Raw genomic sequence first — 26,119 nt, 5'->3', positions numbered from 1 at the left:
CCTTATAGGGGAGCGCCCGTAGCAACGCCGCGTCGACGAGGCTGAAGAGCGCTGTCGTCGCTCCGATCCCTAGCGACAAGGTCAGGACGGCAAGCAGCGCAAACCACGGCGACCGCGAGAGCGTCCGACAGGCGAACCGGACGTCCCGAAACAGATCGCTCATGGGAGACCTCTCCTGTGAGTGGACACTTTTCCCAATAGCCCTGCCCCGCTTGAACGCCACGAGCGAGGCAATACCTGCCACCCGCCAGTCGGCCAGCACGCGACTGACGTCGTCAGCGGCCCGGGCATCCTTATTGACGCAGACGTGTGCGTTTCGGCCGTCCTGGGGCGGGGGCCAAAGAGAAGGTCGGGCCTAGATTTCCGACCGTAAGGCGATGATGGGGTCGATGCGCGACGCGCGGCGGGCGGGAAGATACGTCGCCAACAGGGCAACGCTCGTGAGACTCACCGTGACCACGACGTAGGTCAAGGGATCCGTCGGGCCAACGCCAAACAACAACGACGACATGACACGCGTGAGCAGCATAGCGGCGCCGATGCCGAGTACGATGCCGGCCAGTGTTAACACGAAGCCGTGTCGAAGAAACAGCCGGCGCACATCACCCGTCTGCGCGCCGAGCGCCATGCGGATGCCAATCTCGCGGGTCCGCTGCGCCGCAATGTACGCAACCACGCCATAGATCCCCACGATGCCGAGCAGTAGCGCAACCCCCGCAGCGATCGCCAGCATGACCAGCGTGAACGAGGTCTGGGCCATCGAGTTCGCGCGAATCTCCTCAAGGGTCCGCACATTGGCGAGCGGCAGGTTTGGATTGACTGACCAGACTGCTTGCTGGAGCTCGCGCAGAAAGCTCGGGGAGCCCATGCGGTCCGACCGAACCACATACGCCACGTTGCGCGCCATGGAAATCGGGCTGTTCTCAAACTCCCTCATCAGCATCGGCCAATACACGATGGCCGGCGCTGGCTGGTTGAGGCCATCGTCGCGTTCGTTTCCGACCACGCCGATGATTTCCCGCCACGGGCCCTCGAGGCCCTCCCTGATCCGCTTGCCGATGGCTTCGGCAGGGTCGTGCCAATACTCGCGCGCCAGACTCTCGGAGACGATCGCGACGGGTCTGGCCTGGTCGCTATCAGCCCACGTGATCGCCCGGCCGACGAGCACCGGGTTGCCCATCGTCTCGAAGTAGCCAGGCGCGATCCGCTTGTCGCGGCGAAGCGGAGTCGGCCCTCTGCTTGCTTCGGAGAAGTCCTCGACGAAAAGCGAACCGTTACGCCTGATGCCGTCCATCGTCACGGAGGACGAGAGGCCGACCGAGATGACACCAGGCACTTGCTCGAGGCGCTGGGCGATCTGCTCGTATGTGCGGACGGCTTGTTGCGGATCCTCGACAAGCGCCTCGGGAATCGAGACGCGGAACGTCTGCACCTCCTCGGGCCGCACGAAACCCGGATCGACCTGTCGCAAGGCCACGAACGTCCGAATCATCAACCCGGACACAACCAGCAGCACGACGGCCAGCGCGACCTCTGACACCACGAGCACGTTGCGCGCCCGATGCCGCCAGGGTGCGTCGCTCGCCGACCGGCCACCTTCCTTGAGCGCCGCGACGTTCGGCGTCCAGAATCTCATGACCGGAATGAGGCCGAACACGAGGCCCGTCAGCACCGAGAGGGCCAGCGTGAACAGCAATACCACCGGATCGATGGCGATCTCGTCGATCCGCCGCAAGGTTGGTGGTGCCATCCACGCGAGAAGGCCGGTGCCGGCGAAGGCGAGCGCCACGCCGACTGCTCCGCCCGCGAGCGCCAATCCCACACTCTCCGACAGCAGCTCTCGGGCCATGCGGCCGCGACTGGCTCCGAGCGCGGCACGGATTGCGAGCTCCTGCTGGCGTCCCTCTGTTCGCACGAGGAAGAGATTGGCCACGTTCGCACACGCAATGAGGAGCACCAGGCCCACCGTACCAAAGAGAATCCACAGCACGCGGTCGGCGTCGCCGATCACGTCCGCGGAAAGTGGGTGCACATTCGGACCCAGCCGCACCTCGTCGAACATCTTGCGCGTGGCTCCGGGCGGCAACGGAAACCGATCGAACATCAGCGGGATCATGCGCGCCACGTCCGCGTTGGCCTGTTCGAGGGTGACGCGAGGCTTCAGCCGTGCGATCGCCTGATAGCTGAAGTCCGTTCCCACGACCACCTCGGCTCGATTGAGTTGGAATGGCAACAACACGGCAGCAGCCGTGCGCGGGAACGTAAACGATCGTGGCAGGACACCGATCACCTCATGAGGCTGACCATCAACGTTCAGTGACTGCCCGACCGCGTCTGGGGCGCCGCCGAACCTGCGCTGCCAATACCCGTGCATCAAGATCACCCGCAGTGGGCTGCCAGGGGCATCATCCTCCTTCGTGAAAGTCCGGCCGAGCAGCGGCTGCACGCGCAGCAGCGGCAGCAGGCCGTCCGTGACTCGTAAGGCCTGTGCGCGCTCCGGCTCGCCGCGTTCGGTAACCGAGACCTGTGTGGCGTCCCATAACGCGATATCCTCGAAGACCCGACCGGTCTCACGATAGGTAAAGTACGTGGCAGGACCCTGTTCGAGCAGGGGTATGTTGAGCCCTGGAGCCCGGAGCCACACGGCGAGCAGGCGGTCCGGCTGATGAAGCGAAAGTGGCTTCAGCAACACGCCGTACACCACGCTGAAAATGGCGGTGTTCGCGCCGATCCCGAGGGCGAGCGTCAAGACGGCGACGGCTGTGAAGCCCGGACTCCGGCGCAGCACGCGCACGGCATGCCCGACGTCCTTCCATAGGTCTTCAACGAGGTTCAGGCGTCGCATGTCGCGGCACTCCTCCTTGCGTCGCTCGAGGCCGCCAAAGCGACGCAAAACGACGGTGCGTGCCTGTTCGAGCGTCAGCCCTTTCGCGACGTGCTCGTCAATCTGCCGCTCGATGTGATCCTGCAACTCCTCGTTCAGCTCGTGATCGAGTTGTCGGCGGCGAAACAGGGCACGCAGCCGGAGCGGCACCGTGTAGAACCAGCGCTCCAGTCGCATCGGTCAGGCCTCCTTCAGCGTCACAACGTGTGAGATGCATAACATAGTTATCTCGGTTACCGAGCCAAGATTAGCACCGGCCGTCTCGGTAAGCAAGAGGATGGGAGGCCAGTGTTTGGGTTAGGCTCAGCAGTCAGTAACGGCTGCCGACCGCGAGGGATGTCGCATGGACCTGGCGCTTTTCGACTTCGACGGCACCATCACGACCAAGGGCACATATCCCGGTTTCGTGCGTCTCGCGGTGCGTCCACGACGAAAGCTCGTCGGCGCCATCATGCTCGCTCCGAAGATCGTTGGGTACCAATGGAGATTGGTGTCGGAACGGGCCATCAGAAAGGCCATGTCGAGGGTCGGGTTCTGGGGAGAAGACCCGGACCGCCTGCGCCGATTGGGAGAGCGGTACGCCACGGAAGTCTTGCCCGGTCTGATCCGCCCGGTAGCACACGAGCGAATTGCATGGCACAGGGCCCGAGGGGATCGGATCGTTATCGTCTCGGCTTCGCTCGACGTCTACCTTGGACCATGGTGCCGAGCGCTCGGTCTGGATGTGATCTGCACGCAGCTCGAGGCGCGGGACGGACGCCTCACGGGACGATACCTGCGTGGTGACTGCTGCGGGGAAGAGAAGGCGAGACGAATTCGGGAACGTTACGCGCTGGCCGACTATGTGATGGTCCACGCTTACGGCGATACGGAAGAGGATCGTCAAATGCTCGAGATAGCGGATAGAAGATACTTCCGTTGGGAGGAGGTCCGCGAAGTGCCGGCCGTCAGCCGAGCTACGCGTAGAGGCGACGGCGGCGTGTGATGGTTTCGGAGGTCGGACTGAACCGGCAGTGTTCGCAACCACCTCAGAGCGTCATGGTAAAGTCCCTGAACGCACCTGTGAGCTGGTGTCTGGTACGGGAGAGCTTTTCAAGCGAGGTAGAACGTGTCCAAGCTGCGCCTCAGGATTTCGATGTCGTTGGATGGCTTTGTGGCCGGTCCCAGCCAGAGCGTTGACAATCCGCTCGGGATCGGTGGTATGCGTTTACATCAATGGGTAGTTCCGCTCGCGACCTGGCGCGCGTCGCACGGGCTCGAAGGCGGAGAGGTCAACGAAAGTACGCAGGTTGTCGAGGAGTCGCTTGCTGATATCGGCGCGACGGTCATGGGACGCAACATGTTTGGCGGACACCCCGGTCCCTGGGATACCAATAAGCCCTGGAACGGCTGGTAGGGAGCGAACCCGCCGTTCCATCACCCGGTGTTCGTGCTCACCAATCACGCTCGCGAACCGCTCGAGCTCGAAGGCGGGACGACCTTCACGTTCATCACTGACGGCATCGAGGCGGCGCTCGAACGGGCGCGGCAAGCCGCCGACGGTAGGGGGGTGTCGCTGGCCGGCGGAGCAAAGGCTGCCCAGCAGTATCTGGCGGCCGGCCTCGTCGATGAAATGGAAATCCACGTCGTGCCGACGCTCCTCGGCAGCGGTGAGCGCCTGTTCGACGGCGTTGGCGACGATCTACATGGGCTCGATCTGATGCGAACGGTCGCCACGCCAAAGGTGACGCACCTCAAGTTCGCAAGGCGCTGAGCGGCAGCGAAGATCGCGGCGCTTCTTCGTACGCCGGTTAGCACGGCGGAGAGCAGTCGGTCGACCGCTTCGAGCGATCAATCGATAAGGGCGCCTGTCTGCCGTACCGCCCAATCGTCAATGAGGTTCTTCGACGCCCGCCCCGGTCTTTCAATCGAGTTCTTGCGGACCGCGGCCTGCGGCCGCGCCCCCCGCCCTTCGACTACGCTCAGGGCGCCCCGAGCGAGCGACAGCGAGTCGAGGGGCGACGCTCACTTGCGAGCCCAGAAGACTGACTCAATGCGTCAACTTTTGGGTTCTCAAGGGTTTTAGTGAGCGGACGAAGTGAATGATGGTACGATCCAATTTTTATAGAAGGTACGATTCCTAAGCTATTTGTAGTACGACTCATATATCAAATAGGGTACGATTAGTTTAGGCAGAGCAATCATCGCTTGGCCGCAACGCCCAAGCGTCATCTCGCCGACCCCTCGCTCGCGGTAGCCGCCATTGCTGCTACACTCCGGCGCCTGCTCGGGCCGGAGATCGAGCTGGCTGGCTTCCTCTTCGAGTCGCAGGTCGTCCACGACCTGCGTGTGTACGCACAAGCCCGCCGATCCACCGTTCGGTTCTACCGGGACAACAAAGGGCTCGAGGTCGACGCCATCGTCGAGGCCGCCGATGGCCGCTGGATTGGGATCGAGACCAAACTCGGCCACAGCCGTGTCGACGAAGGAGCGCACAACCTGCTCGCCCTTCGGCGCAAGCTCTCGGAGGAGACGAACGCGCTGTGTGGTGCCCTGGTTGTTGTCGTTGCGGACAGCCCAACCTACGTCCGGCCCGATGGCGTCATCGTGACATCGGTGGCGTCGTTGGGCCCGTGATGATGACGCGCCCGGCGCTGACCGGGACTGCGTGCTCACGCGGCCTTCAGAATGTCATCCCTCGACGGGTTGGCGTCCGTTCGCTTTCTTCCGTATCCTACCCGTCGCGCATCCGCGAGCGCACGGAGGGATAACATGCAGCGGATCTCGGTTGAGCCACAGGTGATAGCAAGTACCCAGAGCGAGGCGTATGCGACGCTGCTCGCACGCGCCCACCGGCGGACCGGCGCCCTGCCATCGGAGATGATCGTTCGCCACATCCTGTCGGTCACCCGTGACGCGGACTGGCCGGTCCAGCGCGACGCGCTCGAGGCTGTCCTTCGCCGGCTTGCCTCCGCCCGCACTGCCGACGTCCAGATTGTTGCGCGACCGCCGCGGGGTCGGCTCGTGGGACTTTACGCGACGCGACGCCGTGAGTCGCGTGCACAGCCCTACCGCACGCTCCTCCGTGGGATCGAGCCCATCGACGGCAGCTGCGATTGCGCGGACTTCCTGCGGAGCTCGCTCGGCCTTTGCAAGCATCTCCTCGCGGTCTTGGAGAAGGTGGCCGCGAAGCGCCGCGGACTGCACGTCGCGCGCACGCCGACCTCCAACGCCGGACTGCTGCGCTGGGATCCGGTCCGCCCGTTGACGGGTCCCGGCGACTGGCTGGCGCGCGTTCATTGGGTGGACGGCACACCCGCCCGCGATCTGCGACAGTGGCTGCATCCAACGGACGGGGATGCCTGGACCGTGAAGACGCCCGAAGCACCCGCGCAGCGGTTGGCGCTGGTGGGTCGACTGCTCAGCGCGCTCAGAGACGGCGACGACGAGCCGGCCTTACACATGTTGCTCCAGGCAGACCGTCGGCGACTCGCGGGCGAGATCCAAGCCACGCGCGCCATCGAGCGCCTGCGCGAAGCGCTGGGGAGCCTCAAGCAGCGGCTCTATCCCTATCAGCGTGAAGCGGTCGAGTCGTTTCTCGTGCGGGGCAGGCTGCTGCTCGCCGATGACATGGGGCTCGGCAAGACCGCGCAAGCGATTGCCGCGTGCCACACCCTCTGGAGCACTGGCCGCGTTCGCCGTGGCCTCCTGTTGGTTCCGGCCGCCCTCAAACCGCAGTGGATTCGCGAATGGCGGCTCTTTACGAACGCGCCCGCCGAGATCGTCGAAGGAACACCCGGCCAGCGTCGTGCCATGTTCGAGACATGCCGCCGCGGGTTCCTCGTGGCGAATTACGAACAGCTCATCAGGGATCTCGATATTGTTCGCGACTGGAATCCGGACATCGTCGTGGTGGACGAGGCGCAGCGGATCAAGAACTGGGCGACGAAGACCGCGCTCACCGTGAAGCGCCTGGATCCGCGGTATCGCCTCGTCCTCACGGGCACGCCGATGGAGAACCGGCTCGACGAGCTCGCGTCGATCGTCGAATGGGTCGACGACATGGCGCTGGAGCCGAAGTGGCGTTTGGTACCGTGGCACACGACGTCCGTGGATGGGAAGGCCGAGATCGGCGGCGCCAGGAACCTCGACACGCTGCGGGCACGTCTCGCCGGCTGCATGATCCGACGCGGCCGCCATGAAGTGTTGTCGCAGCTGCCTGCGCGGACCGACACGCGAGTGCCCGTCGAGATGACCGCGGAGCAGATGGACGAGCACGATGCGCTCAACCTGCCGATCGCACAGCTCATGAGCCGCGCGAAACGGCGACCGCTCACGCAGGCCGAGTTCTTGCGCCTGATGATGTTGCTCACCACACAGCGGATCATCGGCAACGGCCTGGCGCAGCTCCGTTTCGAGCAGATCTGGCCCGACCTCTCGCGGATTGCGCGGCCCACGGAATCGACGCTGCGGGGACTGGCGAGCCCGAAGCTCGTGGAGCTCCGCGAGCTAATCGGGCAACTCGCCGTCTCGCAGGAACGGAAGGTCGTGGTGTTCAGCCAGTGGCGGCGGATGCTCCGGCTTGCGGACTGGACGACGCGCGACGAGCTGTCGCGCGCGGGCGTCCGGGCGGCGTTCTTCACGGGAGCAGAGGGCCAGAAGCGCCGGACCCAGAATCTCGTGGACTTCCACGACGACCCCGCGTGCCGTGTGCTCTTCGCGACCGATGCCGGCGGAGTTGGCCTCAATCTCCAGCGGGCAGCGAGTGCCTGCATCAACATCGAGCTGCCTTGGAATCCGGCGGTCCTCGAGCAACGAATCGGCAGAATCTACCGCCTGGGTCAGCGTCGCCCGATCGACGTCTACAACCTGGTCAGCGAACCCGGCATCGAGTCACGGATCGCGGAGGTGGTCGGGTCCAAGAAAGCGTTCTTCACCGGGTTATTCGACGGTGCGACCGACGAGGTGACATTCGAACGTTCCGGAAGCTTCCTCTCCCGGCTCGAACGTGTCGTCGGGCCGGCGCTCGAGTCCGCAGGAACCCAGGCTGCGGCTGCGGCGACCGAATCCGAGGACGATACCAGGGAAAGCGAGGTCGATGCGAGCTTTGCGGCTGGAGAAGAGTCCGGTGACGCAGCGGGTCCGACCGGGCCGGAGGCGGTACCGGCGGAGTCAGCCATAGACCTCCAGCGACTCTTTGCAGGCTTGACGGTCCAGCGAACCACCCGTGGCGGCCTCGTCATCGAGGCGCCCCCTGAAACCGCCTCGACGCTTGCTGCGCTCTTCACGGGGATGGCGCAGATCCTTCAGACCGCTGCAGCGCCCCCGGCGACAGCAGCGAGGAGATCCACAGAGTAAGGGCTCGACGACCGGCGCCAGGACGCTCCTGTACCCGCATGGGTAGACCGTTCTGAGTGAAGGCGAATGAAATGGCGTCGATTGAGGGTCACAACAGCACGTCCGTTCCCAGTGGCGAAATCGAGGACCTCGATGTCGGGAACGGCTCGCCCGGCATGGCCGCTCTCCCGCATGGTCACAACGTCATGACCCAAACGACGCAGCTCAACTGCGACCTGCTCCGGCACGTTCTCGTTTGCGTAGAAGTGCGCCACGTCAGGCTGCTTCGTGCGCAGCAATCATGTTGTCGACCTCCGTCGGATGGAGCTGGGCATAAGCCCACGCGTTGGCCAGGTCCTGAGCGCGAAGTGCCGGATACGCCTCGAGCAGGTCAGCTTCAGACGCGCCGAGGCGTCGAGCTTGCACGAGTAGCCAAACGGGGATCCTCGTGCGAGCGATACATGGCTCGCCTCCGCAGACCGTCGGGTCCGTGTCGATGCCGGGCATCGCGCCACCCAGCTCGGCAGCGACTCTCTGCAGCACGAGTGCCTTCTCGCCTGGGCTCAGCTCTGAAAGGGCTTTTTCGATTGTCTCAATAGGAGTGCGTTCGGCCATTGGAATAGGTGTGGCTCCACCCCACCGTTGTCTAGGCTCTATTCTACCGACTCTATGGTCATCCAGGGCGCCGACCCGTATCGCGACTCGGGATGGCGATTGAAGGCGACCAGGTGACCGATACGACCTCCGAATCAAACGACCAGTCTGTGGAGCATCCAGCCCAAAACGGTTGGCCGTATCAGCCATGCCCCGGCGATAGCCGCACGCCACGAACGTGGAACCACAGATGCACAGCAAGCCGAATCGAGCATTGATCGCGGACGTTCGCGAGCGACTCGCCCAGGCCGCGGACCCGGACAAGGCAGCGCCGATGCAGGCCTACATGAAATCGGCCATGCCTTACCACGGCGTGCAGATGCCGGGTGTGCGTGCGATCTGCCGGCAGCTGCTCGCTGAATACCCGATCGATAACCGGAACGTCTGGGAGGCAACCGTTCGGGCGCTGTTCGACCAGGCGCGGCACCGCGAAGAACGATCTGTGGCGATCGAGCTGAGCGGCCACCGCCCCTACCGCCGATGGCAGGATGTCGACACGCTCCCACTGTACGACCATCTCATCGTCACTGGCGCCTGGTGGGACCTGGTGGACGAGGTCGCGATCCGTCGAGTCGGGCCGATCCTGCTGACCCATCCAGAGCAGGTGCGGCCGATTCTGCTGCGGTGGGCCCATGACCAGGATATCTGGCGCCGCCGAACCGCGATCATCTCCCAGATCAAGGCCGTGGTGGCCACCGACACAAAGCTCCTGAAAGATTGCATTCGGCCCAACCTGGCCGAGAAGGGTTTCTTCATCCGCAAGGGCATCGGATGGGCGCTTCGGGAGCATGCCAAGACAGACCCGGAATGGGTACGCTCGTACGTCGAGCGGCACAGAGCAACGCTCTCGCCGTTGTCGGTCCGGGAAGCGCTGAAGAACATCTAGTGTCTATGTCACAAGGCGGGACAAGTGAGGGACGCGGCTAGTGGTGGGGCCCGCGTCATCACGTCACAAGCTGGTAGCCCGGATCGAGCAGTTGATGAAAGGTCAAGATCTGGTGAATGTCGTACGGGCTCGTCTCGCTGTCCGTACGCCAGTGTCGTAGCACCTGAAACACGTGACCCAGCCCGCCGGCATCGTCGATATCGGCATCGAGCTTGAACTTGAGGTCGTTCACCGACGAGAAGAACGTCAATTGCAGGACGCCTGCCGGAAAGCGCTCGTGCTTGAAGGAGCCGGCAGAGGCAAAGCCGGGCGGTGGCGTGTGCAGCTTGTCGCTGACGGGTGAGAAGTCGCCGGCCGAGACGGCAGACTTCACGTGGTCGCGAAAGTCCTTTGTCACGTTCGCAAAGATTCGGTCGCCGCGGACGCGGTATACGTCGGTCACGAAGCTCCACATCGCCCGCCCGCCGGTGACGGTATTACTCATCTTCGTGAACACGTTTAGGAGCCCTGCCTTCGGGATAGGCTCCAGACCGTCGTACAGTCCCTGCCCCTTCGAGCTACCGACCCCAGCGCTCGGACCGCCGGCTTCGAGCACGCTCCTGTCGAGCACGTCGCTGAGCTCGTGCAGCAGCGCGCCATAGCTCGGAAAGGTGACCTCGATCACCCTGCCAGGATGCACTGGGCAGAAGAGGTGCACATTGGCTGGGCGCGGCTCGTGCGGCGCCTGCTGCACAGCGCCAACTGGCCGATGTCGAAGGGGAAACAGCTGCACACTGTAGACCCGCCGCGGCGTCAGGCCGTCGATCTTGACCGTCGACGTGCCCTTCTTGTCGCGCTCGTTCGCAACGATCTGCCCAGAGGTTAGATCCCGCACGAGCACGTCGATGCGGTCATCGAGCCGCTTGCGATTGGCGTCGTGGGCACGAATGTTGAAGGCGGCCATGTCGCGTTCCCGTGAGCCGGCTGGTCATCACGGCCGCTCACTATTCGTGGTTGGGGCGCCGCATGATTCCCTTCGAAATGTAGTCAGAAGGCGGTCAGCGGTCAATTGCCTGTTTCATGCGCTTCGCGGCGCGGCACATGCGGCGCTGTACGTCGTGCCGGTATCGCGGCATTCACTCTCGTGTGAGATCCGTTGTACGAAGTTCGCATTGTCGCCAAGCAGCTGTTACACGGCCGTTTGATAATGTCACAACCGTCGCGCCGTCGATTCACGATCACGCGCGGTCGCTGGAGGGGCACTGCAGGGCAGACTGCGGATCAGGAGGCGGGCTTCACCGGATGGCCCCTGGCGCCACGGCTCAACCGTGCCGCCCGTGGAGGCCGTCTACAAGCGACTGGCGCCTGTTTACGACCTCCTCTACGGCGTCGGGTTGCAGCATGGCCGTCGGCGCGCAATGGCTCGGCTCTCCCCCCGTGCGGGCGAACGGATCCTGGAAATCGGCGTCGGCACCGGCCTCAGCGCGGTGGGCTACCCCTCCGGCTGCCAGGTCGTGGCCATCGATCTCTCGGCGCCCATGCTGGCGCGTGCCCGCGCCCGTCTCGCACGCCGCCGGGTGGGCCACGTCGCGCTCTGCCGGATGGACGGAACCCAGCTCGCCTTTCCCGACGCGCGATTCGACGCCGTCTACGCGCCCTATGTCATCAACGTGGTACCGGATCCGCTTCTCGTCGCGCGCGAGATGCTACGCGTCTGCCGGCCAGGCGGGCGCCTCGTCTTACTCAACCACTTCGCACCCGCTGACGGGAGTACCGGGGTGACCACACGCCTCGCCGGCGGTGTGGCGACCCGTGCGACCGGCGTGAACTGGAACCTAGAGCTCGACGCCTTCCTGCGGGACGCTGGGTTGACCGCGCTCTCGGTCGACCATGTCAACCTGCGCGTCTCATCGGTCGTCGTGTGCCGTAAATGCCAACCCGGAGACCATCGACCATGACGTTTCTCGAGGCCCTCGCGAAGCAGCGCTGGGACGATCATCGCTACTACCATCACAGCCGGATCAACCAGTCGCTACATTTCTTCAGCGCGCTGAGCTTCATCGGCGCGTACGTGTTCATCTTCCTGGAGCCGACGGTTGCCGTGCTGCTCGCGTGGCTGGTGGCCATGCCCGTGCGACAGATCGGGCACTTCTTCTTCGAGCCGAGAGACTACGATGAGGCGAATCAAGCCACGCACGAGTACAAGGAGGAGATCAAGGTCGGCTACAACCTGCGCCGGAAGGTCGTCCTGCTGACGATCTGGATGTGCTGTCCGCTGCTGCTCCTGCTCGACCCGACGCTCCTCGGCCTGTTCGAGGCGCACACCAACTGGCGCGCCTTCGCGGACAATGTCTCGATCCTCTGGCTCACGTTGGCTGGCGCAGCCCTGGTCGGCCGAAGCGTCCAGCTGTTCTTCCTCAGGGACGTCCAGACGGGGATTGTGTGGTTCACGAAGATCCTCACAGACCCGTTTCACGACCTGGAGCTGTATCACAAGGCTCCGCTGCACGTGCTACGGGGCGAGCTGGTCGATCCAATCGTTCCGCATCGGACGGCGTGAGCGGATCCAGCCACGGGACTCGCGTGGCGAGCATCTCCCAGAGCACCCGTCTCTTGAGCGCCGCGTCGGTAAGGCCATCGGTATGCCACCAGCCGTCTTGTTGCATTGCCGACGCGGCGGCCAGGAACCGCTCGGCCACTGCTGCGAAGTCCGTATCCGAGTAGTTGTGGCTGAAGATCAGGCGCCCGCTGCCCACCCAACTGAGGGCGAGACCGTGGGCCCGCAAGTAATACTGGAACATCCAGTTGTAGCGCGAAGGCACGGTGTAGTGAACGGTCCAGACCGAGCAGAGGTTCGCCACCTGCACCGGCAGTTGTCGGCTGGCGAGCGCCTGGTTCAGCGCCGCAGCACGGCTGTTCCATACCTCGTCTGCGCGAGCGTAGGACTCGCGCACTGCCGGCGTGTCGACTCGCCGCAGGAACTCGTTCATCGCGCCCATCACGTAGGGATGCGCGTTGAACGTGCCGCGCGCGAAGCAGACGTCGGCCGGGCGGTCGTCGCGAAACCGCTTCATCAGCCGTCGTTGCCCGCAGAGCACACCAATTGGAAGCCCTCCGCCGACCGTCTTGCCGTAGGTCACCATATCGGCCCGCACGCCGAAGTACTCCTGCGCACCACCGTAGGCCAGGCGGAATCCGAGGAAGACCTCGTCTACGATCAAAACGATGCCGCGCGCGGTGCAGATCTCTCGCAGTTGCCGCAGCCACACGGAATACGTCGTCCGATCGACAGTGGGGGAGGCGGCGCTCCCTATCAGCGCCCCGTCGCCTGGCGCGCTCCGGTTCGGATGCAGCGCCTGCAGGGGGTTCACCAACACGCAGGCGATGTCGCGCCGGCTCTCGAGCACTCGCAGCGTCGCTTCGTCCATCTCCTTCAGCACGTACACGTCGTGGACCGCACGCGGGTTGCCGACGCCCGGCTGCACGCCGTCCCACCATCCGTGATACGCCCCGCAAAACTGAACCAGGTGGCTGCGTTGGGTGTGATAGCGGGCAAGGCGCACCGCCTGCATCACCGCCTCGGTACCGGACATGTGAAAGGACACCTCGTCCAGCCCGGAGATGGCCCGGAGGCGCCGACTGTTCTCCTCGATGACCGGGTGATACGTCCCGAGCAGCGGGCCCAGCGCCCTCACGCGATCGATGCCGTTGTCGATGCACTCCTTGTAGAAGTCGTAGCCGAAGACGTTCACGCCGTACGAGCCGGCGACATCGTAGGCAAGGTTGCCATCGAGATCCTTGACGAGAACCCCGTTCGATTCCTGGGCGAGCGCGCCGACCTTCAGATGCTGACGGACGAAGTGGCTGTACTGGAAAGGAACGCGATAGAGCCCGGTGAACTGGAGGTCGGAGATACCAGGCTCGATCGCTTCCGTGACACGGATGGTCTCTGGCGCCCGCTCGCGCAGCAGCTCGGCGAGCCGCATGAAGCCCGCACGGCGGCGTTCCGCGACGTGCGGCGGCGCACCGTCGGACTGGAAGAACCGGCCTGCGTCGAACGTATAGAAGGGAACGAGCGTCGCCAGGCGCTTCGCGATGCGCGCGTGGCCAGACGGAGAGGGATGCTTCGCCCGCGAGAGCCGCAGGCGGGCGCGGGCGCGAGGAATGACCAGGGCAACGAGCGCGGCCCCCAGTACGACAGCCGTCGTCACCATTCGACATCCTCCCAGTGAGACACGCTCCATCGGTGATCGAGCGGATCGCTCAGCACGACCGGATCAACTTCCTCCTGACCAACCGGATTCCGCGTCGGCTGGCGACGAGGTTCATGGGCTGGTTCAGCCGGATCGAGCATCCGCTGCTCTGCCGCGCGTCGATGGTGGTCTGGCAGCGTTTCGGCGGCGACCTCAACTTGCACGAAGCGAAGAAGAGCCGCTTCAGCAGTCTGCACGACTGCTTCGTGCGAGAGCTCAAGGAGGGAGCCCGGCCGATCGATTCCAGGCCCGAGGTGCTCGTCAGCCCTTGTGATGCGATTGTCGTCGCATCGGGGCGCGTCGAAGGGACCGAGCTGATTCAAGCGAAGGGGCTGACGTACACGCTCGACGAGCTGCTGGTAGATCCCGCGCTCGCCGAGCTCCACCGCGATGGCGTCTACGTCACGCTGCGACTTCGATCGAACATGTACCATCGCTTCCACGCACCGGGCGATTGCGACGTGGACGAGGTGATCTATGTCGCAGGTGATACGTGGAACGTGAATCCCATCGCGCTCCGCCGCATAGAGCGGCTCTACTGCAAGAACGAGCGTGCGATCCTGCGGACGCGCCTTCGTCTGTCCCGGGAGCCACTCACGCTGGTCCCCATCGCTGCGATCCTGGTGGCAAGCATTCAGCTGCACGTCCTCGACGTGCGGCTCGATGTGAAGTACGGGGGCCCCAACCGGATCCCCTGTCGGGCGTCGTTCGAGAAGGGAGAAGAGCTCGGCTACTTCCACCATGGCTCGACGATCATCGTCTTGGCGAGCGGCGATGTCACGATTTGCGACCACATCCGCGAAGGGGGCTCCATCCGCATGGGACAGCCGTTACTACGACGAGAACCACGGTAACGCCGGCGCCTGACGTTTGTGTAACGTCGGCGCCGGATCAGGGCACCGCTGCCGTACGCATCACCGGATACAGGTTGTAGCGCTCATCCCACGAGCTGTGGCGACGGTAGAAGAACTGGAGACGCGCCGCCGGGTCCTTGGCGAAGTCGGGATCGTCCGCGAGCCTGCGCTCGAACTCCGCCTTCAGCGCCGGATCGGTCTTCAGCATGTCCCGCGCGACCTCCTCCGCCACGTAGTCCTCCATGTACTCTGTCCGCTCGAACGCGCTGTTGAGCTCTCCCCAGGCCGCAAAGGAGTCTGGCGCTTGCGGCTCGAGCAGCGCCATCACCAGACGCGCCTTTGCTTGCGCGATCGGGACGAACAGCGAGCCGGCTGGCACATCGCGCGTCTCCTGCTTCCACTGCCCCTCCAGGGTGAGGCGCTGATGACCCTCGAACGGCTCGGGTGCAAAGCTGGCCTTCGCGGCGCGAAAGGTCTCCACGCGCGCCTGCGGTAGTCGCTCGCGCATTGTCCTGAGCTCGATGCCATGCAGCTCGAGCTTCTCGCTCATCCAGCCAGCGTGTGCTGCGGGGACGATGTATCCGCCGGCGGGGGCGTTGATGGTCAGGCTTGGCTGAACATCGTCACGCAGCGGGACCTTCCAGATCTGTGGCTTGCTCTCATCGTAGCGAGTCATCAGCGCGCCGGAGATCTCCGATTGAGTACGCGTGTACGCATAGCCGCGGAACTCGACGAGGCGTGTCTTGTCGGTTGCGTCGTAGGCCAACGGCACACTCACGCCGCCGAGTTCGGCGGCACGGGTGTCGGCCTCGGCCGCGAGATCGCGCCAGGACGCGCCCTGCTCGGCAGCAAGCTCCAGCAGCGCGATGACCGTGTTGTAGGTCACACCGACGCGGGTCGGATAGTCCTTCCACGAATGTGTCTCGACGAGGATGCCGAACCGATTGCGAAGTGGGAAGTATCCGTTCGAGAAGCGGGGTGGCATGACCGCGTCGGCGATACCAGACGCCGGGTCGTCTGGCGTCAGGAATGCCGGGTAGAAGGGCAAGGGAAGCGAGCCTTGCGCGGTGAGCTTGGAGAGGAGGGTGTCGCGGATGGTGCGTCCTGTCTTGCGCAGCGCCGGATCGCCGGAGTAGAGCGGCTCGAGCGTGATCGACACGTCGTGCTCGAACTGCGCGCCGTCGGTGACGTGCAAGTCAGCGGTGACAATCGGGTCCCAGGCGTCGAGCAGCCGCAGCATCGCATGCATCTCGGGTGCGTCCGCCACGGCGTAGTCGCGATTCAGGTTCAGGTTCTGCGCCGTCGTCCGCCAGCCCATTTCCTCCGGGCCGCGTTGGTTCGGACGGTTCCAGCGGCCGAAGCGCTCGTGTCCATCGACGTTGAACACGGGGACGAAGACCAAGACCAGATGATCGAGCGCACCCTTGGCAGCGCGGCCTTGCAACAGCTCGCGCAAGGCTCGGAAGCCGGCATCCTTCCCGTCGATCTCGCCGGCGTGAATGCCGCCCTGCACCAGCAGAACAGGCAGGCCACGTGCACGTGCAGCGTCTACCGTCAGCGCACCGACAGTGGAGGCAAGCAGTGCAAGCATTGGCCTCCCTTCCGGTGTTCGGCCAAACTCCGTGCAACGTACGTGCTCCGGGAAGGCCTTCTGGAACGCGGCGCACAATGTGACCACCTCATCGTAGCGCCCGGTTCTTTGGTAGCCAGAGCGTTCAGCCACGGTCACCAGCGCATCGGAGGACGCGGCAGAAGCTGCCGCCTGTCCGTGCGCGACCAGGGGAGGGTGCAACGGCGCGCGCCCGGCGGCCGCGACCACAAGCACAACAGCGACAAAAACACGTGAAAGTGAGCATGCTGCCAGCCGGCTTTGCATACGGTATCTCTTTAGTGGTTCTTGGCCGGGCCCTGAAACGAATTCGACCCCGCTCGAGGCCGCGCGCTACAGACGGCGGGGGGTCAAGCCGTCGACAAATGAAACACGCTATATGAACGTGGTGGAAGCTTGAGCGTCATCTTCGCGGCAGGTTGCGGTGCATCGATCTGCTGCGGCGTCACACGCGTCGGCTGCTCGAAGGTGTTGACGGCTTTCAGGTCGGCCCCGGTCAACGTCTGGCTGGCGAGCACACGCGTCGGCGTTGGATCGCGCCAGTCGAGCATCAATTCCCGCTCGGAGTCGAGGTCGCGATTGAGCACCAGCACACATGCCTCGTTACGGCTTGCATCGACGGTGACGGTGACATCGGCGTAGGGCACTTGATCGTCGCGGGCAAAGTCGGGTCGCAACCCCTCTGCGCGAATCGGGTACGTCTCGGACTCGACCAAGAGATCGAGCACCTGGCCGCGGGCGTATTGGAGCGCCCAGGCGTACGGGTAGTAAATGGTCTGACGCAGCACACCCTTTTCGTTGGTGACCAACGGCGCGATCACGTTGACGATCTGGGCCAGGCAGCCAACCCGCACGCGTTCAGACTCGCGAAGCAGCGTGTTCAAGAAGCCGCCGACGAGCAGCGCATCTTCCAGGTTGTACGGCTCTTCCAAGAGACGCGGGGCGAACTCCCGTTGGCCGTTCGCGAACCGGCCGCCGCGCGCCCTGTACCACACGTTCCACTCGTCGAACGACAGCCACAACCGCTTCGGCGACTTGAGGACACCCTGGACATAGTCGCAGACCGCTGCAATCTCATGGATCTGACCCTCCATGTCCAGGTTCATGGCAAGATAGCGCGACGTATCTTCGCCGGTCAGCTCGGGCGTGTTGCCGTAGTAGTTGTGGAGCGAGATCGCGTCCACCTGGTCGTAACATTCCTCGAGCACTTCACGGTCCCAGACGAGATAGGTGGGCAGTATCGTGTTGCTCGAGCCGCACGCGATGAGCGTGAGCGTGTCATCGAGGACACGAAGCTGGCGGGCGGTGTCGCGCGCCTTGCGCCCGTATTCCCGCGCGGGCATGTGGCCCATTTGCCACGGCCCGTCCATCTCGTTACCCAAACACCAATACCGGACATTGTGCGGTTGCTGGTAGCCATGCTGGCGGCGAAGGTCGCTCCACTTCGTGCCCTTGTCGAGGTTGCAGTATTCGACGTACGCGACCGCCTTCTCCGGAGTGCCGGTGCCGAGGTTGAATGCCAGTAGGGGCTCGGTGTCGACGAGCCGGCACCACTCGATGAACTCGTTGGTGCCGAATTGATTGGTCTCGAGCGAGTTCCAGGCCCGTTCCAGGACCGTGGGACGCTGGTCTTTCGGACCGACGCCGTCGAGCCAGTTGTACCCGGAGACGAAATTGCCGCCCGGATAGCGCATGATCGGCACGCCGAGCTCGCGGACCTCGGTGATCACGTCGCTGCGAAAGCCGTTCTTGTCGGCCAGTGGCGAGTCTGGCTCGTAGACGCCCGTATAGATGGCCCGTCCCAGATGTTCCAGGAAGGCGCCCAACAGCCGGCGATCGAGCTCCGCACGAGTGCGGGCGCGGTTGATGACCGTCCGGGCGGGGCCTCGCCCTTGCGCGTACCCAATCCCGCTCAGCCAGGATCCTGCAGCCAGCGCAGCGCTCGACGATGCCAGCTGGCCGAGAAAGCTTCGTCGGCTCGTCATGTACGTCATGGCAACTCCCTGCGGAATGTGAACGATCACGCTCTACGGTAAACGCGATGAGTGCCCACGCGCAAATCGATATGGCAGTCCACTCTTGGACCACCGGCCCCTGGTGTGTTACCGCGAGCAACTACCCGATCATCACGAGAGCGACGGTCACGCAGAGCTTGACCTATCGCGGCTTCTAGGGCCGCTTCGAGTATTCCGGGGCGCGATATCCGACAGGGCGCGATATCCGACAAGGGCGCGATATCCGGCGGGATATCCGACTTGACAGGTCGCCTTTCGGCGCATAGCCTATCTGGGCTTACGTGAGACTGAGTCTCAATATCGAATATTCATTGAGCGCGCCGCAAGGGAACCCTGCTCATGATTCGTCGTTGCGCCCTCGGTCTCCGCCTCATCGCGCTGTCGCTTGGCGCGTCGCTCCTCCTCACGATGCCGACCGCTGTCGGTGCCCAAACAGTTGATGATAGCGATGCCCCTTGCACCGTCGACGCCGGGGAGCCGGAGCGAACACTCTCCGGCGTCGTCGCCGACGCGCAAGGTGCACGTATCGCCGGCGCGACGGTGAACGCTACGTGCGGGAGCTTCACACGCGTCGTCGAGACGGCGTCGGACGGCCGCTTTGCCCTTCGGCTGCCTCCGGGCCGCTACGACGTGCAGGTGGAGAGGTCTGGGTTCGACATCTTCCGGCAACAGGTGAGCGTTGCGGCAGACCAGGACACGGAGCTGAGCGTGCCGCTCACGGTTGCGCACATCACCGACACCGTGACCGTCAGCGCCCCCTCCGGCATCGTGTCGCGCAGCGGGACCGGTACCAAGACCGATACGCCGCTCAAGGAGACGCCGCAGTCTATCTCCGTCATTACGCGAGAGCAGATCGAAGCGCAGAACACGCAGACCATGGAGGAGGTCGTGCGGTATACGGCCGGAGTGCGCGCCGAGATGTACGGCCCTGACAACCGCGGCGACTGGTTCACCATGCGTGGAGGCAGCGAAGGCTCGACGCTGCTCGATGGTCTGAAGCTGCCGCTGAGCGGCTGGTATGGCAACGTTCGCAACGAGCCGTATGCCTTCGAGCGAGTGGAGGTGCTGCGCGGTCCGAGCTCCGTCCTGTACGGCCAGAACGGCCCCGGCGGCGTCGTCAATCTCGTCTCCAAGTTGCCGCAGGCGCAAGCGCAGCGTGAGATCAGGGTCCAAGCGGGCAACCATGCGCACAAGCTGATCGGCCTGGATTTCACGGGTCCGCTGAACAACGATGGCAGCTTGCTGTATCGTTTCGTGGCGCTTGGCAAGGACAGCGGCACCCAGGTGGACCACGCAGACGAAGAGCGCCAGCTCGTCGCGCCTGCGCTGACCTGGCGGCCGAGCGCTGCGACGTCGTCCCTCACCGCATATGGCCAGTACCAACGCGATGAGAGCGACAACACGGTAGGGTTCTTTCCTTGGGAAGGCACGATCCTTTCCGCGCCCAATGGCCGTATTCCAGATGACACCTTCATCGGTGAGCCCGCCTGGGACACCTATGGTGGAGAGCGCACCCGCTTCGGCTACCAGCTCAGTCATCAGCTCAATGACACATGGAACGTCAGGCACAATCTGCGTCATGACAACGTCGACGGACACCTGCGCGGCATGTACGCCGACTTCTACGAAGGGCTCCTGGACGATGGGCGCTCTGTCAATCGCATCTGGTATGCATCCCGGACCGAGACGCGGATCACGAACGTCGACGTTCTGGCCGAGAGAAGGCTGACGCTTGGTCCAACCGAGCACACGCTGCTGGTGGGCGTCGACGGCTTGTGGTCACGCGACGTCAATCTCGATGTGGGAGGGGATGCGACTCCGCTCGATGTCTATACGCCTGTCTACGGTACTTTTCCATTGCCCGAGCTCGAGTTCGGCCCGGAGAATCCCACCGACACCAGACAGATTGGTGTGACGGTTCAAGACCAGATGAAGCTCGACGAGCGGTGGGTGTTCGTCGCGGGGCTTCGGCACGACGCGGCAGACGTGGACGTCGAGGACTCCCCGGAGTCAGGCGCTGACGACAACGCATGGACGCATCGGCTGGGGGCGGTTTATCTTGCCGATGGCGGCTGGGCGCCGTACGTGAGCTACAGCACGTCGTTCGAGGTGTTCACCGGCGCGGACTACTACGGCGTTCCGTCCAAGCCGAAGCGCGGCGCGCAGTGGGAGGGGGGCGTGAAATGGTCGCCTACCGATGAGCGGGTCGCCGTAACCGTGGCTGCTTACACGCTGAATGAGAAGAACCGTCCAACGACCGATCCAGACAATCCGCTGAATCAGGTGCAGCGAGGAGAGGTCACCGTCAACGGTGCCGAGCTGGAAGCGACGGCGCGCCTTCGCGCTTGGGATCTGGTGGCGAATTACACCTATACCGACGCAACGGTCACCGAGAGCAGCGATCCGGATGACCCGTATCTGAACAAGCGCCTGCACAGCATTCCGGAGCACTCCGCCTCGCTGTGGGCGGTACACAGGTTCGGGATCGGCCCGGTTCGCGGGCTCAGCGCCGGCATGGGCCTCCGCTACGTTGGCGAGATCTGGGACGGCACGGATGTGCTCTCCGCGCCGTCGACCACACTGGTAGATGCCCTGTTCGCGTTCGATCACGGGCCGTGGCGTTATGCCGTGAATGCCAGCAACCTGTTCGACAAGTCCTACATCGCTACGTGCATCGACCGTGGTGACTGCTGGTACGGCAACCGGCGCAAGGTTGCCGTCACGGCCGCGTACCGCTACTGAGCTTTGGACAACAGGCCGTCATCCCCTGGCTCGTCAACCGTGGTTGGACGAGACAACCGTTGTGGCAATGATCGCGGCCATGACAGCATCATCAACGGCTTTGACCGCCTTTTGGACGGCGTCGGCTGCCCAGGCGCCTTGCGCAATCTCCTTGGCTCTGCGTTTCATCGCGCGCTTGTCTCGCGTGTCGACGACCTTGCGAAGTCCGTCAACGGCGAGCAGCAGGGAGATCAGCGCACCGGCGCGCTGATCAGGTGGGTGACCATTCACGAGCGCGTCGTGCAGGGACGCGCGAATCTCCGTCTCGTGTCGGGCGTCTGCCGTCGGCCAGCGGCGGGTCGGGAACAACCCGAGGATCGTTCCCTGTTCGCGCCGAAGAATACCGCGGTCGGCCAACCGATCGAGCAGTCGATCTCGTAGACCCTTACCTAGCTGTTTGAGAACCGACACCGGCTTGCTGCCCTCCTTATCGGAGACAAGCCGCAGCGCCTTGTCTAGCACCTCATCGCCGATCGGGGAAGCATCACGGACGATGAGACGCCCCTTTCTCACCTTCTCGCCACGATCGGCAATGTCCACGCACCCGCGGACAGCAAGCTCCACTAGCAGGGCACCAGCCAGAGCGTGGTCCAACTTCGTTCGGTCGATGATCGGCTTGCCGGTCTCATCGTCGAGCAACAACAGCAGCAAGTCCTCGGCTGTGAGCATTGTCTCGAACCGTTCTCATATCAGGACGGACGTCGGGCTTCGATAACGAGCTCGTCGCCATCGCGTTCGAACGGACGTTCACTGAAGTCGCCGAACATGTTGATCAGCTCGAAGCCAGCGTGACCAGTCGATGTCGCCGCCGACCGTACCTGAGGCAGAAAGGTCTTAGAGATCCGGTGGGTATCCGCTGCCCATGCTGTGTCGTGACCTCACCCTTTCGGCGGCCGTAGATCGAACGCTGCCATCTCTGCGGGGCTCCGTACCAAGAGGTAGCCATCGGCCATGGCCGGGTGGTTCCAGGTCTTCCCGTCCAGGACGGAGAAGCGCACGATCTCCTCATGACGCTTTGGCGTCGCGCGCACGAGCGCCAGGTCCCCGTCCTCGGTGAGGACGATCAAGTGGCCGTCCGCCAGCACCAGTTGGCCGTGACCGTACCGTCCGCCTTTCCACATCTGCTCGCCCGTCTCCGCACTGACGCACGCGAGAATCGCTTCGTCGAGCCCATAGATGAAACCGTCGTGGAGGACCGAGCTGGTGAAGCGATTCTTCATGCGGATGTTGCGCCAGACCTCCCGCGCGGTGAAGTCTGCCTCTTCGCCCTGAATCTCGATGACCGCTGCGCCGGTGCCGTATCCGCTCGAGACGAAGACACGATTCTCTCCGATCACGATCGGCTGCGACGCGTTGACGTCGAACGGTGTCTTCCACGGATACTCCCAGAGGACGTCGCCGTTGCTCGGTGAGAGTCCCATCAGTCGCGACGCGCTGAAGACGAGGATCTGTCGCACACCGGCCAGCGTCACGAGCATCGGCGACGAGTAAGCCTGCTGGTCATCCAGCGCTGACCAGCGGCGTTCGCCCGTGCGACGGTCATAAGCCACGACGGACCGACCGCTGTTCCCGCCCGGCAGCACGACGATGGTGTCGTCGACGAGGAGCGGCGCTGCCGCCATGCCCCACTGCAAGTTGTCCGCGCCCGCGTCGCGGAGGATATTGGTTCGCCATACCACGCGACCATCTGCTTCGTCGAGGCACCGGAGCTCGCCGGTGGCGCCGAGCGCGTACACGCGACCCTCCGCCCATGTGGGCGTTGCGCGCGGCCCATCACCGCCCTGGCTTTCGCGAAACGCCGCTGTCCAGCTATTCGTCCAGAGCTCGCGACCCGTCGCGACGTCGTAGGCGGCGATGACCTCTTCCTCGTCACGTTGCTCGATGGTGAACGCCCGGCCATGCGCGATTGCAAATGAGGCGTATCCACCGCCGACGGGCTGTTTCCACACGGGCTCCAGCCCACCGGCAGGCCACCTCGTCAGGATCGGACGCTCGCGGTAGTGACCGTCCCGATTCGGGCCGCGAAAATCGCTCCAGTATGTCGACCCCTCGGCGGCGGCTGACGCCCGCCGGACTGTACCAGCTTCGTATTTGGCGCGCTGGCTCTCGCGATGCTGCGCGATCCGCGTGGCCTGAGCTCCCTCCGACGGCATGAAGGTCAGGTACGGCATCCCGCTGCCGTGCAGCACCATTCGCAAGCCGAACGCGTACAGCACGACGCCGACCATGACCAGGATAGCGATTACTACGGCGCTGCCCTTGAGGATCTTTCTGAGCATGGCTACAGACTACCAGCCTTCGCCTCGCCGGAGCTATCGCGTGGGCGAGGCTACGGCTAGGCAGGCCACCGAACGCGATAGCGAAGGCGGGCTAGGCAAGCCGAAGCCATAACGCGACTTGTCTCGCCGAAGCTCGCCGCAGGCAAGCGAAGGCGGACTTCCTACTCAACGGACCCTGCCAGGCGTCGGCCTGAGCGTTTCCATCTTTGTGGCAGCGCCCAGCACTCGCTCGCGCGAGTAGAGGAGCGGGAAGTATTGGCCCCGCACCCAGAGCTCGAAGAGATCGCGGTAGTGCGGGCTGTCGGGATTTCCGGATTGTCCGGGAGCGTTGGTTCCAACCGAATGGTCCCAGTTGGCGGTATCGATGATGATCCGAAACGACGCACCAGAAGCCTGGTTGTTCTCTCCGCTCGTGCTGTTGACAGTGAGTCCGTAGCCGCCCCGGGGGTTCGGTCCGACATCCAATTCAGCACGTCGCGCTTCGGGAACCGCCTGACCCAGCGGATGCTTGATCAAGACATGCTTGAAGCGCTCCTGTCCATAGCGCCACGCCGATCGATCCTCACCCAAGCGCTTCGTCAGATCCGCGAGCGCCTCTCTCAAGCTCGAGCGCAGGAGATCGTCTCGCCCCGCAACCGGATCCGCGCCGAAGCGGGCGTCGGGTGCCGTCAGCCATTGGACCACCCGTGTCATGGATATCGTTTTGATGAGAGCGCGTGCTTCCGCAGGTACCATCAGCGCCCGCACGTTCTCAGATAACTGCCGTTCCCACGATACGTAGATTGCCGCCTCGACCGAGTCTCGATCGAGCACGAAGTCCCACCGCGAGAGGTCGTCTATCACCCGACGAAGGCTGGGATCCGATACTTCCACGCGAGACAGGAGCCAGACCAGTTGACGCGCCGGAATCGAGAGCTCGTCGTGCTGCAGCGCCATCATGTCGGCCATCGAGAAGCGCTTGCCCGAGGCGAGGACTTCGTGGATGCGATTCGCGCGGTATGGATCCGCCCAGCTCCAGCCGACGGCGTTTCGATGACGGTATCCGTCAGGGACGAGATTGTGGTTGGCCGTGGTGATGTAGCCTTCATCCGGGTCGACCATCGACGGCAGCGCCTTGATTGGAAGATAGCCGTCCCACTCGTATCGACCGTCGCCAGGAACGGGAACCAGACCGCTCCAGTGTTGTCGAACAGGTGCGATGCCGACCGCTTGCCACCCGATCGTTCCGCGGAGGTCTGCCCACACCATGTTCTCGGCCGGCGTTCGACTGTAGGAGCAGGCGTCGCGAAACTCTTCCCAGCTCGTCGCCTGATTCATGCGCAGGCTCGCGAGATAGGGCGCTCCACCCTTCTCGAGCCAGCCTGCACGCAGCGCATACGCCTTGTGATTCGTCTCGTCCTCGTGCAACACCGGCCCATGTCGTGTGAACTTCAGCGTCACGTCGACCGGCTGGGCGCCCTTCACCCGGATCGTCTCTCGCTCCACGCGCATCGATTCCCAGGCTCCGCGGTATCGGTATTCGTTCGGGTTCGACGCTCGCGTCTCGTAGACGTACAGGTCCTCCATGTCGATCCCAAAGACCGTCAGACCCCACGCCCCATGCGCGTTGTGCCCGATCGACACACCCGGGAGCGCAGGCTCGCCACCGCCAATCACGTTCCAGCCCGGTGCGACCAGATGGACCAAGTACCGAAGCGACGGCGCCTGAAGCGCGCGGTGCGGGTCATTGGCCATGATGGGCGCGCCATGCTCGGTTCGCCGGCCACTGAGCACCCAGTTGTTGCTCCCGATGCCATCGGCGGGGACGCTGCTCGCCGGGTCTTGCGTCTGCGGCGCGCCCGACACAAAGGTCGGGCCTACACGTCTCCTGGCCAGGCCTACCGTCGTTGTTGCCAGGTCTTCCGGCTCGAAGGCGATGTCCGATCGATGTGCTCGATAGAACCGCAGGACATTGGCATCGAGCAGCGTGAGATCGAGCGCGGGGTCCGGCTCTAGAACGGGGTCACCGGGGTGGAAGTAGTACAGCTCCTTCACTTTGTCGGCGCCGATGGCTCGAACCGCTCGTGCAACAGTCAGCTCCTGCGTGAGATTCGAGAACAGGCCTTGGTGCCGCGACACGACGATCTCTGGTGTCCAGGGTTCCGGCCGGATGCCAAGGAGACGGAGCTCCATCGGCAGGCGAGAGTCGTCTTGCCGGACCTCGTCGATGTACGCGTTGATTCCCGCGGTGAACGCTTCGATGATCTGCTGGCCACGTGGGTGGTAGTGATTGAGCTCGCTGCCGAGGTCGCCACGGTATCGGAGCAGCCGCGCCCCGATGTCGCGATCGAGCTCGCGCTCACCGAGAATCTCCGCGATCGTGCCGGTTGCCCGCCGCCGCCAGATCTCCAACTGGAACAGCCGATCGCGCGCGGCATTGTAGCCCTGGGCAAAGAACACGTCGTGCTCGTTTCGAGCATAGATGTGCGCGATGCCCCAGGGGTCGACGGCGATCTCGACCGGCGCCCGAAGGCCGTCGACGTCGAGGGTGCGTCGCTCGGGAGCCGGTCTCGCGGAGAGCGCCGTGCCTGCGGCGAAGATCGCGACAAAGAGACGTAGCACCATGGCCT

At 64.1% G+C, this 26,119-nt stretch carries 17 protein-coding genes and 1 pseudogene; 9 read left to right on the top strand and 9 right to left on the bottom strand.

Annotated features, from left to right (window positions below; all coding sequences use genetic code 11):
* Nucleotides 1–355: 355 nt before the first annotated feature.
* Nucleotides 356–2,845 (bottom strand): FtsX-like permease family protein, encoded by a 2,490-nt coding sequence (locus tag GEV06_17245; protein MPZ19643.1) that lies wholly within the window; start codon nt 2,843–2,845, stop codon nt 356–358.
* 382 nt (nt 2,846–3,227) lie between these two features.
* Here GEV06_17245 and GEV06_17240 point away from each other — a divergent pair, with 382 nt between their 5' ends.
* From GEV06_17240 to GEV06_17225, 4 genes and pseudogenes are all read left to right on the top strand, one after another.
* Complete coding sequence (locus GEV06_17240) at nt 3,228–3,869, top strand: HAD-IB family hydrolase (protein MPZ19642.1); 642 nt, start codon at nt 3,228–3,230, stop codon at nt 3,867–3,869.
* Between the two features lie 123 nt (nt 3,870–3,992).
* A pseudogene (locus GEV06_17235) lies at nt 3,993–4,637 on the top strand (dihydrofolate reductase).
* Between the two features lie 434 nt (nt 4,638–5,071).
* Nucleotides 5,072–5,500, top strand: a complete 429-nt coding sequence (locus GEV06_17230) for a DUF4143 domain-containing protein (GenBank protein MPZ19641.1) — start codon at nt 5,072–5,074, stop codon at nt 5,498–5,500.
* Nucleotides 5,501–5,551: 51 nt separating this feature from the next.
* Nucleotides 5,552–8,221, top strand: coding sequence for a hypothetical protein (locus GEV06_17225; GenBank protein MPZ19640.1), 2,670 nt, complete (start codon nt 5,552–5,554; stop codon nt 8,219–8,221).
* Between the two features lie 255 nt (nt 8,222–8,476).
* Here GEV06_17225 and GEV06_17220 read toward each other — a convergent pair whose 3' ends face one another.
* On the bottom strand, nt 8,477–8,815 hold the full coding sequence (locus GEV06_17220; GenBank protein ID MPZ19639.1) for a DUF433 domain-containing protein: 339 nt from the start codon (nt 8,813–8,815) through the stop codon (nt 8,477–8,479).
* A 229-nt stretch (nt 8,816–9,044) separates the two neighbouring features.
* Between GEV06_17220 and GEV06_17215 the strand changes: the two genes are divergently transcribed.
* Entirely contained in the window at nt 9,045–9,740 is a 696-nt protein-coding gene (locus tag GEV06_17215; GenBank protein ID MPZ19638.1) for a DNA alkylation repair protein, read from the top strand.
* Between the two features lie 58 nt (nt 9,741–9,798).
* Here the strand turns inward: GEV06_17215 and GEV06_17210 are convergent, their stop codons facing one another.
* Complete coding sequence (locus tag GEV06_17210; GenBank protein ID MPZ19637.1) at nt 9,799–10,683, bottom strand: hypothetical protein; 885 nt, start codon at nt 10,681–10,683, stop codon at nt 9,799–9,801.
* Between the two features lie 298 nt (nt 10,684–10,981).
* Between GEV06_17210 and GEV06_17205 the strand changes: the two genes are divergently transcribed.
* Together GEV06_17205 and GEV06_17200 are read left to right on the top strand one after the other, a co-directional pair.
* Nucleotides 10,982–11,677 (top strand): methyltransferase domain-containing protein, encoded by a 696-nt coding sequence (locus GEV06_17205; GenBank protein ID MPZ19636.1) that lies wholly within the window; start codon nt 10,982–10,984, stop codon nt 11,675–11,677.
* A complete protein-coding gene (locus tag GEV06_17200; GenBank protein MPZ19635.1) occupies nt 11,674–12,279 on the top strand; it encodes a hypothetical protein in 606 nt (201 codons plus the stop codon). The genes GEV06_17205 and GEV06_17200 overlap by 4 nt, the downstream gene beginning before the upstream one ends.
* Here GEV06_17200 and GEV06_17195 read toward each other — a convergent pair.
* Complete coding sequence (locus tag GEV06_17195; GenBank protein ID MPZ19634.1) at nt 12,179–13,933, bottom strand: aminotransferase class III-fold pyridoxal phosphate-dependent enzyme; 1,755 nt, start codon at nt 13,931–13,933, stop codon at nt 12,179–12,181. The two genes, GEV06_17200 and GEV06_17195, sit on opposite strands and share 101 nt — an antisense overlap.
* A gap of 113 nt (nt 13,934–14,046) precedes the next feature.
* On the opposite strand from GEV06_17195, the gene psd reads away from it, so the two are divergent.
* Nucleotides 14,047–14,826, top strand: a complete 780-nt coding sequence (gene psd / locus GEV06_17190) for a phosphatidylserine decarboxylase (GenBank protein ID MPZ19633.1) — start codon at nt 14,047–14,049, stop codon at nt 14,824–14,826.
* A 37-nt stretch (nt 14,827–14,863) separates the two neighbouring features.
* On the opposite strand, the gene GEV06_17185 is transcribed toward psd, so the two are convergent.
* Nucleotides 14,864–16,702, bottom strand: coding sequence for a peptidase M14 (locus GEV06_17185; GenBank protein MPZ19632.1), 1,839 nt, complete (start codon nt 16,700–16,702; stop codon nt 14,864–14,866).
* Nucleotides 16,703–16,785: 83 nt separating this feature from the next.
* On the bottom strand, nt 16,786–18,420 hold the full coding sequence (locus GEV06_17180; GenBank protein MPZ19631.1) for an alpha-N-arabinofuranosidase: 1,635 nt from the start codon (nt 18,418–18,420) through the stop codon (nt 16,786–16,788).
* A 369-nt stretch (nt 18,421–18,789) separates the two neighbouring features.
* Here GEV06_17180 and GEV06_17175 point away from each other — a divergent pair, with 369 nt between their 5' ends.
* Nucleotides 18,790–21,192 carry a TonB-dependent siderophore receptor gene (locus GEV06_17175; protein ID MPZ19630.1) on the top strand — a complete coding sequence of 801 codons (2,403 nt, stop codon included), beginning with the start codon at nt 18,790–18,792 and terminating at the stop codon, nt 21,190–21,192.
* Between the two features lie 33 nt (nt 21,193–21,225).
* Here the strand turns inward: GEV06_17175 and GEV06_17170 are convergent, their stop codons facing one another.
* The 3 genes from GEV06_17170 to GEV06_17160 form a co-directional block, all read right to left on the bottom strand.
* Nucleotides 21,226–21,900 carry a GPP34 family phosphoprotein gene (locus GEV06_17170; GenBank protein ID MPZ19629.1) on the bottom strand — a complete coding sequence of 225 codons (675 nt, stop codon included), beginning with the start codon at nt 21,898–21,900 and terminating at the stop codon, nt 21,226–21,228.
* A 209-nt stretch (nt 21,901–22,109) separates the two neighbouring features.
* Entirely contained in the window at nt 22,110–23,510 is a 1,401-nt protein-coding gene (locus GEV06_17165; protein MPZ19628.1) for a PQQ-binding-like beta-propeller repeat protein, read from the bottom strand.
* Nucleotides 23,511–23,675: 165 nt separating this feature from the next.
* Nucleotides 23,676–26,114: a penicillin acylase family protein gene (locus tag GEV06_17160; protein MPZ19627.1), complete on the bottom strand. Its 2,439-nt coding sequence runs from the start codon at nt 26,112–26,114 to the stop codon at nt 23,676–23,678.
* Nucleotides 26,115–26,119: the final 5 nt, after the last annotated feature.

The organism is Luteitalea sp. (assembly GCA_009377605.1).
GTDB lineage: Bacteria > Acidobacteriota > Vicinamibacteria > Vicinamibacterales > Vicinamibacteraceae > WHTT01.
Note: the sequence above shows the minus strand (reverse complement) of the source record. Positions and strands in the feature narration are given on the sequence as shown.

Coding starts and splice junctions, on each gene's coding strand:
- psd (MPZ19633.1), top strand. CDS start 14,047: ATGGGCTGGTTCAGCCGGATCGAGCATCCGCTGCTCTGCCGCGCGTCG.
- GEV06_17225 (MPZ19640.1), top strand. CDS start 5,552: ATGTCATCCCTCGACGGGTTGGCGTCCGTTCGCTTTCTTCCGTATCCT.
- GEV06_17160 (MPZ19627.1), bottom strand. CDS start 26,114: ATGGTGCTACGTCTCTTTGTCGCGATCTTCGCCGCAGGCACGGCGCTC.
- GEV06_17175 (MPZ19630.1), top strand. CDS start 18,790: ATGATTCGTCGTTGCGCCCTCGGTCTCCGCCTCATCGCGCTGTCGCTT.
- GEV06_17170 (MPZ19629.1), bottom strand. CDS start 21,900: ATGCTCACAGCCGAGGACTTGCTGCTGTTGTTGCTCGACGATGAGACC.
- GEV06_17240 (MPZ19642.1), top strand. CDS start 3,228: ATGGACCTGGCGCTTTTCGACTTCGACGGCACCATCACGACCAAGGGC.
- GEV06_17200 (MPZ19635.1), top strand. CDS start 11,674: ATGACGTTTCTCGAGGCCCTCGCGAAGCAGCGCTGGGACGATCATCGC.
- GEV06_17180 (MPZ19631.1), bottom strand. CDS start 18,420: ATGACGAGCCGACGAAGCTTTCTCGGCCAGCTGGCATCGTCGAGCGCT.
- GEV06_17195 (MPZ19634.1), bottom strand. CDS start 13,933: ATGGTGACGACGGCTGTCGTACTGGGGGCCGCGCTCGTTGCCCTGGTC.
- GEV06_17185 (MPZ19632.1), bottom strand. CDS start 16,702: ATGCAAAGCCGGCTGGCAGCATGCTCACTTTCACGTGTTTTTGTCGCT.
- GEV06_17165 (MPZ19628.1), bottom strand. CDS start 23,510: ATGCTCAGAAAGATCCTCAAGGGCAGCGCCGTAGTAATCGCTATCCTG.
- GEV06_17245 (MPZ19643.1), bottom strand. CDS start 2,845: ATGCGACGCCTGAACCTCGTTGAAGACCTATGGAAGGACGTCGGGCAT.
- GEV06_17210 (MPZ19637.1), bottom strand. CDS start 10,683: ATGGCCGCCTTCAACATTCGTGCCCACGACGCCAATCGCAAGCGGCTC.
- GEV06_17220 (MPZ19639.1), bottom strand. CDS start 8,815: ATGGCCGAACGCACTCCTATTGAGACAATCGAAAAAGCCCTTTCAGAG.
- GEV06_17215 (MPZ19638.1), top strand. CDS start 9,045: ATGCACAGCAAGCCGAATCGAGCATTGATCGCGGACGTTCGCGAGCGA.